Source organism: Lawsonibacter sp. (genome assembly GCF_022777125.1).
Taxonomy (GTDB): domain Bacteria; phylum Bacillota; class Clostridia; order Oscillospirales; family Oscillospiraceae; genus Lawsonibacter_A; species Lawsonibacter_A hominis.
Genome location: NZ_JALFGV010000136.1, coordinates 1 through 7,104, shown reverse-complemented (window position 1 = coordinate 7,104; position 7,104 = coordinate 1). Strand labels below are relative to the sequence as shown.

General features: G+C 56.5%; 7 protein-coding genes and 1 tRNA gene. 4 read left to right on the top strand and 4 right to left on the bottom strand.

Going from position 1 to position 7,104, the window contains the following annotated elements; translation table 11 throughout:
* Positions 1–407: 407 nt before the first annotated feature.
* On the bottom strand, positions 408–1,277 hold the full coding sequence (galU, locus tag MR825_RS11020) for a UTP--glucose-1-phosphate uridylyltransferase GalU (protein ID WP_186907973.1): 870 nt from the start codon (positions 1,275–1,277) through the stop codon (positions 408–410).
* A gap of 18 nt (positions 1,278–1,295) precedes the next feature.
* Positions 1,296–1,811 (bottom strand): QueT transporter family protein, encoded by a 516-nt coding sequence (locus tag MR825_RS11015; RefSeq protein ID WP_287880740.1) that lies wholly within the window; start codon positions 1,809–1,811, stop codon positions 1,296–1,298.
* A gap of 504 nt (positions 1,812–2,315) precedes the next feature.
* Here MR825_RS11015 and MR825_RS11010 point away from each other — a divergent pair.
* A complete protein-coding gene (locus MR825_RS11010; protein WP_287880738.1) occupies positions 2,316–3,014 on the top strand; it encodes a DDE-type integrase/transposase/recombinase in 699 nt (232 codons plus the stop codon).
* Between the two features lie 79 nt (positions 3,015–3,093).
* Here MR825_RS11010 and MR825_RS11005 read toward each other — a convergent pair whose 3' ends face one another.
* Positions 3,094–3,909, bottom strand: a complete 816-nt coding sequence (locus MR825_RS11005) for a cell wall hydrolase (RefSeq protein WP_186907971.1) — start codon at positions 3,907–3,909, stop codon at positions 3,094–3,096.
* A 255-nt stretch (positions 3,910–4,164) separates the two neighbouring features.
* On the bottom strand, positions 4,165–4,977 hold the full coding sequence (locus MR825_RS11000; protein ID WP_287880736.1) for a cell wall hydrolase: 813 nt from the start codon (positions 4,975–4,977) through the stop codon (positions 4,165–4,167).
* 190 nt (positions 4,978–5,167) lie between these two features.
* Between MR825_RS11000 and MR825_RS10995 the strand changes: the two genes are divergently transcribed.
* The 3 genes from MR825_RS10995 to MR825_RS10985 all read left to right on the top strand — a co-directional run bounded on the left by MR825_RS10995 (position 5,168) and on the right by MR825_RS10985 (position 7,024).
* Positions 5,168–5,258, top strand: a tRNA-Ser gene (locus tag MR825_RS10995).
* Positions 5,259–5,597: 339 nt separating this feature from the next.
* Positions 5,598–6,272: a hypothetical protein gene (locus MR825_RS10990; protein ID WP_287880734.1), complete on the top strand. Its 675-nt coding sequence runs from the start codon at positions 5,598–5,600 to the stop codon at positions 6,270–6,272.
* A gap of 71 nt (positions 6,273–6,343) precedes the next feature.
* The gene (locus MR825_RS10985) at positions 6,344–7,024 is read left to right on the top strand and encodes a hypothetical protein (protein WP_287880732.1); all 681 of its coding nucleotides are present in this window, start codon (positions 6,344–6,346) and stop codon (positions 7,022–7,024) included.
* Positions 7,025–7,104: the final 80 nt, after the last annotated feature.

Here is a 7,104-nt window from a genome sequence, read left to right as displayed (position 1 = left end):
CGTTCAGTTGTACAATTTTCTCGGACATGGTTTACAGACTCCTTTCAGAATGGTGTGTCGCAACTTCATTCTACCAGAGTTCTGCAAACCATGTCTCTTTTTATCCTCTTTTATATTTGCGCAACTTATTTTACCTTATCGCCGCACAAATGTGCGGCGGCTCAGGCTGTCGGAAAAGGCCTTTGGCCTTTTCCGACAGAGGGATGCATGACGGACAGGGCTCGATCCTTGCAGAGAAGTCGCCCTGTCCGTCATGAGAGGTGTCATTTCCGATGCGTATGTCGCCGGAAATGACGGGGCCTCCTTTCCTTCCGTCGTCTTCGGACGACTCAACTCTGCGGGGCTCTTCCCCAGGAGGGTTTTTCGACAGGCTGAAGCCGCCGCACAAATGTGCGGCGGCTCTGGTTTTACAGCTGTGCGGCCTTTTCCTTGAGGAAGCCGCGCAGCCAGGGGCCGGCGGCCGGGTGGTCCAGGGCAAAGTCAATGGTGGCCTCCAAAAAACCGTTCAGGTTGCCGGTGTCATAGCGGCGCCCCTCAAAGTCTACCGCCACCATTCTGCTGTTCTGGCACAGTTCCCGCAGTCCGTCCGTGAGCTGGATCTCCCCGCCGTATCCGGGCTTCACCCGTTCCAGGATATCGAAAATGTCCGGCGTGAGTACATAACGCCCCAAAATGGCATAGTTGGAAAACATCTGCTCCGGGCTGGGCTTTTCGTTCATATCGGATACTGAGAAGACCCGCTCTTCCAAAGGAGCGATCTTCACGGAGGAATAGCGGGAGATCGCCTCGGTCGCCACCCGCTGTACTCCCACGGCGGACGCGCCGTATTTCTCCGCAGCCTCCACAAGCTGCAGGGTCACCGGCTTCTTCGCCCGCATGATGTCGTCCCCCAGCAGCACCGCGAAGGGCTCGTCCCCCACGAAGCGGCGGGCCCGGCCGATGGCGTGGCCCAGTCCCTTCGTCTCCTTCTGGCGGACATAAAAGATATTGGCCAGATCGGCCGCGCCGCGGACCTCGGCCAGTTCCTTGTCCTTGCCCGCTTGGTTGAGCCGGGTCTCCAGTTCGGGGTAGTAGTCAAAATAGTCGTCCATGGCGGATTTGGCCCGGTTGGTGACGATCAGGATGTCCTCAATGCCGGAGGCCACCGCCTCCTCGATGATGTACTGGATCACCGGCTTATCCACCATGGGGAGCATCTCCTTGGGGACCGTCTTGGTCGCGGGGAGCATCCGGGTCCCAAGCCCGGCGGCGGGGATCACCGCCTTGCGTACCTTCATGGAAACGACCTCCTTGCCTCAGCAGCGCACCCGGCGCAGCATGGGCTGAAAATATTTGATCTTCGGGATGGCATAGAGCAGCAGCATCCCCAGCACATAGCAGGCCCCCAGCTCGCCCAGCGCCACGGTAAGGCCGTTATAGGCGAACATCCCCCAGAAACCGGGGCCGAACCCCGCCTCGTACCAGGCCAGCATGGCCCCGATGATAACTCCATTGGAGAGCACGGCCGGCAGGGGCGCCAGCCACCTATGGCGCACGCGGGCGGTGATCAGCGCGGCGATCAGCGTAGCGGCAGAGCCGCATACCACGTCCACCAGTCCGTAGGGAGAGAGCAGGTTGGCAATCAGGCAGCCTACGAAGAGGCCGGGGGCAGCGGTTGGGAACAGGAACGGCAGTACACACAGCGCTTCGGCAAAGCGGAACTGTACCGGCCCGTAAGTCAGGCCGAAGATGGAGCCGGAGTAGGTCAATAAGGCGTACAGGGCCGCCACGGCGGCGGCCAGGGTGATCTGTCGGGTGTCGAACTTGCGCATGGTCAGGGATACCTCCATTTTCGTATTTAGAGAACGACGGGCACGCCCGCCGAACGAACACGGTAAAAACCGTGCTTGGACCGGATGTGGAAACCAGTCAAAGGTATCTTACCATGTTTCTGCGGAAAAATCCAGAGGGCGGGCCATCTTTATGGCCCGCCCTTGTGTAAGAGTACAATACATATTGGACAGTCGAATAAAAAGGATGAAGGAAATGGCCTCATCGGATAAAGTTGAGTTACCACACAACAACTTGATGAGAGGGGGCCATATCCTTCATGAGCAAGCGTATAACACAGGACATGGCATATCGGCAATCCCTGATGCAATACGCGGGAAAATATGGCGTGAGCCGAGCCGGCCGGAAGTACAACAGGAGCCGGTCGTATATCTACTTCTGGAAGGGGCGTTGGGATGGAACGGTGCAGTCTCTGTCCTGCCAGTCCGGACGCCCCACAGCCATCCCAACCAACATACAGAAGCGGAATTGAAGCTGAGCCGGATATGGGCCGCAGAAACCCCAAGTTAGGTATGGTGGAACTGTGGCACCGCCTGCGGCAGCGGGGCTATACCCGCCGCCCGGAGAGCTTGTTCCGGGTCATGCGCAAGCTGGGGCTGTTCCCGCAGGCCGAGAAGAAACCAGTCTACAAGCCAAAGCCCTATGAGCAGATGACCTATCCCGGCCAGCGGGTCCAGGTAGATGTGAAGGTCGTCCCTCTGCGTTGCATCGCAAACCCTGAACTGCGGCTTTACCAGTATACCGCCATTGACGAGTTCACACGGCTGCGTTTCCTCGCCGCCTATCCGGAGCAGTCTGCCGATTCCTCAGCAGACTTTCTGCAAAAACTGACGGCATGGTATGATCGCAGAGGAATTCAGGTGGAATGTGTTCAGACAGATAACGGATTTGAGTTCACGAATTGCTGTTCCAACAGCAAGAAGGATATTCCCGCCCGGTTTGAACTGGCGGCGAAGCGTCTTGAAGGCCGGCATAAACGGATTCGTCCTTATACGCCCAGACATAACGGCAAGGTGGAGCGCAGCCACCGTGAGGATCAGAAGCGGTTCTATTCCTGCCATTCCTTCTTCTCTCCGGATGACTTCGCCAAACAACTTGCCGTCCATAACCGCCGCTCCAACAATCTACCCATGAGGACTTTACACTGGCTTTCTCCTAACCAGTTCGCTGTCCAATATCTTTGACAAACCTACAAAGACGCAAAAAACGAAGCGGAAGAGACGATACGTCCGGGGACTTCCGGCCCCGGACGTATCGGTTGGATCAGGCGAAGAAAGCATGGGCGCCGATGGTGGCCACATAGGGCCGGTTGCGGGAGGCCCAGCTATAGGGGGACATGTTGGGGTTGACAAAGTAAAGAGCATCCCCGGCGGTATTGGCGCCGTCCAGGCAAAGCTTGGCGGCGATGACGCTCTCGGCGCTGGGCGTACGGTTAATGCTGCCCGTCATGGCGGGGGTAAACTGATTCCGCTGGAAAATGACCTCATAGACCGTGTTGGGGAAACGGGGGCTGGCCACCCGGTTGAGCACCACATTGCCAACGGCGATCTTGCCGTCCAGCGATTGGTTGCCGCTCTCAGCGTAGATGATGCGGGAGAGCCAGTAAACCACGTCCTCCTGATAGGCCAGCGTACCGGATGGGATGGGGCTGCTGCCGGAAGTGATTTCTACCGCAGAGCTGGCGCCGTTCCAATTGATATAGGCGCCCAAGGCCCGTCCCAGCACCCGTATGGGGACCAGAATATCGTAGCCCTGCACCTGTACGCCCTCCGGCACATAGAGATAGCGGCCGTTGGCCTCGATATACTTGGCGCCGGGCTTGATATAGAGGGCCAGGCCTTCTGTGGTGACCTCTGCCCGATGGTTGGCCCAGACGGCGGCGGCATCGGGATACAACGCCTGCACGATGGGCCAATAGGAGACGTAGACGGTCTGGTCGATGACCTGCGCGGCGATCTCCGTCTCAAGGACAGCTCCATTGAGGATAAAGCTGACGCCACGTTCGGCTGCCGCCGCCTGCCCGCCCAGAGCGATGCAGAGCGTCAGGCAAAGTGCCGCGCAAATGGCTCGTTTTTTCATGACAAGGGTTCCTCCTGTTACAGTTTGTTACGCGATGCTTCACAAATTGTAACCACATTGTAACTACTTTTAACCCTAAAAGTCAAGCCGAAAATTTGGGGAAAGATTCCAATCCGTTGCGGCACAGCCGTTTGAAGGGACAATAAAAAATATTGGAACGAACTTTTTCATCCATTGCCGTATAAAAATCGACTGCAAATGATAACAAAAGGTTACGCCCGGACGATACTCGTCCGGGCGTTGCTGGGAAAAGGTTCAACGATAAAACCAATGGCAGCCGATGGTGGTTACATAGGTGCGCTGATTCATCGCCCAGTGGTTGCTGGTCAGAGCTGGGGCCAGAAAGTAGAGACTGTCTCCCACTGCGTTGGCCCCTTCCAGGCAGAGTTTGGCCGCCACGATACTGCTCGGAGCAGGAGCGTCGTAGATCGTGCCGTTCCGCACGGGTTCAAACTGGCCGCCCCAGCGGCTGTCAAAGATAACACTGTAGATCGTATTGGGAAAATCAGCGGAAGCGGCCCGGTTGAGCACCACGTTGCCAATGGCGATCTGCCCCAGCAGGGATTCCCCGCGGCTCTCTGCGGAGATGATACGGGAGAGCCAGTAGAGGTCGTCCTCATTGTAGTAGGAGTCGGCATGTGTGAGCACGGAGGCTCCGCCGGTCACAGAAACTGAGCCGGTGGCGGCGTCCCAATCCACCTGGGCGCCCAGGGCGGCACCCAGCGTCCGGACCGGTACCAGAACACGTCCGGACCGTACCTGCACGCCGTCGGGCACATAGAGACAACGGCCGTTCGCCTGTATGTAAGGGTCGCCTGGGCGGGCGGTCAGGTTCAGATCCCAGGCAGAAACAACTGCCTGCCCATCCGACCAGGACACCGCGGCATCGGGACGCAGGGCTTCCGTCACCGTGCGTATGGGGACATAGGTGGTGTTGTTGCTCAGGTAGCTGCCGGAGGCCTCCAGCGCCGTACCGTCGATGGTAAGCGGAGCGGCGGCCGCAGCCACATTCTGCCCGCCCGCCAGCAGCGCCGCGCTCAGAGCGGCGGCGATCAATTGCTTTTTCATGGTCGTTCCTGCCTTTCTGGATTTGTAACCAGATTGTAACTGTTTTGATACAGATTTGGCAAGGTACAATATTTTCCTGCAGGAGGGGCGACTTTTCGAAGGTTTTTGAAAATTCCCTCTTGACGGAGCCGGAAAAACTGTTATAATAATCTCTGCTGTCCATTGAAAGAAAACCAAATTACAATGATTTGGAGTAGTATCGAAGTGGTCATAACGAGCACGACTGGAAATCGTGTAGCCGCTAACACGGCTCGAGGGTTCGAATCCCTCCTACTCCGCCATAAAATCAAAACGGTATAGATGCCACTGGCGAAAAGCCAGTGGCATCAACCGTTTCCGGGCTTTTTTCGCTCAGAAATTCACGAATGAATCCATAGATGCCAACCACTGTTTCCCCCTACCTGGTGGGATTCGAACCCCCTTTTTTCGGCGATTGGCATATTCGGAACCATGTGGCGCCCTTTTTGAAGCGGTTATTTTCAAAAAGGGCGCTATTTTTCTATCAATAGAATACACAAAGTTTGAGGCGTCAATTTGTTGGTCACGACGGGCCATCGAATTGGCGCCCTTTTTGTTTTCAGACAAATTCAAAAAGGGCACTGAATGTCAGGAGGTAGTAAATGAACCGAGAACAGTTTTTTCAGGAGCTTCGCACCGCTCTCCACCGTGAGGGATTCACTCCGCAGCCGGAACAGGATGAATTGCTTCCTGTGGAGTGGGATGGTCTCCCTCTCTGCCGGATCACAGCGGACGGAGGCGTTCGCTACTGGCAGGAGGATGTAGCGATGCCGGAACGGGAACGGGCCTGTGAGCGAGCCACCGATCTGGCCTGCACCGTGCGGGAGTACATGACGCTGCTGGAACAGGCTCCGCCCCTGCAAGCCCAAAGCCTGACCGGTGACTACCGTCTGCTGGCTGACTTCAACGGAGCCGTGCTGGCTGCCCATCCCACCCGGCTTGGCGTCCAATTCGTCACATGGGACTGGAGCTTTGACCGCACAGGTCTCAACCAGGGCAATTACTTTCAGGAAAATTATGCAGGTGCCAAGCAGGACTTCGCCATCCGCGCCGGCCTCATTTCCAAACAGCAAATCTTCAATCAGGAGCAGCTTATCGAAATCTACCGATGCTGCTCTGATACCTTGGACGCTGGTTTTGATTTGACTGCCGAGCAGGAAAAGTGCATCCGGGGCGTTCAGGAGCAGATTGCCATTGCGGCTCCCGATGCCCTGGAGCGCATAAGAGAGCAGGAGCAGCACCCCATGGAATCCTACAACCAAGAACCGATCATGTAATATTCAGGCGCCGGAGTTTTAGAAATAAGACTCCGGCGCTTTTTTGCTTTACTGAAAGGAGCACACCACCAATGACACGCTACTTCATGCGGGATACACCGCTGTGCCAGATGGAACAGCAGATGATGACCCCGCCCTATTTCAAGCCCAGAGGCCATGGCCGATACTATCCCGGTTTTCAATATAGCAGAGATGACATGGAGTGCCCATACTGCATGAACTTCAGACGCAATCATCCCTGCCCTTTGGAGCAGTGCGTCTGTCTGGATGAACGGATCGTGGCTGGTGCGATTGACCTCAACGAGTTTGTCAGGGATTGCTTCTTCCCTGAAGCTGGAGCGCAGCTTCAGGCCCGCTTAGAGAGGAGTTTCAATGGCTGCTCCATTGGATTTTTCCTGAGCGATAGTCATCGGGAGCGTTGGCAGCACTGGCGTGCGCGTTGCTATCGAATGTCAGACTGTAATCTGGCCGCGCTGTTTCTCCTCACGGCGTATGAGGATATCTGGCGCAGGATGATCTGGAAGTTTGATGCCCGCGGACTTGACTTCCAGTCCGTCCAGCTTTCCGGCATCCAGCCGGAACTGTACAGTGTTTACCAGGCAGCCAAAGCCATCTCCACCGGCAGCCGCAATATCACTCTTGCCGATCTCGCATCCCCCGAATTGGTCACAGATGAGGCGTTCCACCTGATTGTCTGCGCTCTGCTTCTGGCCAAGTACGGAGATGCGATTTTGAATTTTGAAGGAAAGTAAGGTGATGCAATGTGATGATGGAAGCAGTTCTGAGCAACGCCGACCACCCGGAATACGGTGTTGCGACGATCCCTCTTCCC